The sequence below is a fragment of the Frankia sp. CoWAU3 genome (genome assembly GCF_977971855.1).
Genome location: NZ_CDWWXB010000303.1, coordinates 2,529 through 3,263, shown reverse-complemented (window position 1 = coordinate 3,263; position 735 = coordinate 2,529). Strand labels below are relative to the sequence as shown.

Below are 735 nucleotides of genomic sequence, written 5' to 3'. Positions count from 1 at the left end.
AGAGGAGGTCAAAACTTCTCGCTGCCCGACGACATCCGCGCCGGCCGGTTCCGGCCCCTGCGGTCCCCGTCGCCGACCCAGTGACGCCCGGCTACTCACCGGCGACGGGCGCGCCGGCCGCGAGCGTGCGCCGAACCTGCTCGTGCGACAGCCCGACGAACGCACCGATCCGCCGCACCCCCCACCCCTCGTCCTGAGCGGCGGCCATCGCCGCCGCCAGCGCTGGCAAGGTCACCTCCTCCAGCGCGGCCCGCAGCTCCGTCAACATCCGCAGCCGCAGCGCGGGCGCCAGTTCGGCCAGCTCAGAGCACAGCCGCTCCACATCCGCCCGCAGGTACGCGACCTTCTCCGAACTCACCCAGCCAGCCTGATCGGCCAACGCCAGCAGTGCCAACTCGGCTCGAACCATTGCGCGGCGCGCATCCCGCCGTCGCGGCGCTGCTCGCCTGGCGGCGCACCGAACGGGTCGCGACGACCTACGGTTACCGCTGGCTCGACACCCACGTCGGCCCGGACGGACGGCTGCGGGGCGCCTGGCAGGGCAGCGACGGCGGCGCCGGCCGGATGATCGCCCAGGCCGGTCTGCATAACATGCCCGCCGCCGTGGTCGCCGAGCCCGGTCACCTGTTCGTCCGCGCCGACCTCGGCCAGATCGAGCCGAGAGTGCGCGCCGTCGTCTCGGATGATCCGGCGCTCGTTCACGCCACCGCCGACACGGACATGTACGCCCCGGTC

General features: G+C 73.5%; 2 protein-coding genes. One reads left to right on the top strand and one right to left on the bottom strand.

Annotated features, from left to right (window positions below; translation table 11 throughout):
* Positions 1 to 91: 91 nt before the first annotated feature.
* Positions 92 to 358, bottom strand: a complete 267-nt coding sequence (locus tag AC08ON_RS17580) for a hypothetical protein (RefSeq protein WP_476617389.1) — start codon at positions 356 to 358, stop codon at positions 92 to 94.
* Positions 359 to 387: 29 nt separating this feature from the next.
* Between AC08ON_RS17580 and AC08ON_RS17575 the strand changes: the two genes are divergently transcribed.
* The coding region (locus tag AC08ON_RS17575; RefSeq protein ID WP_476617388.1) for a DNA polymerase at positions 388 to 735 on the top strand (348 nt) is incomplete at its 3' end.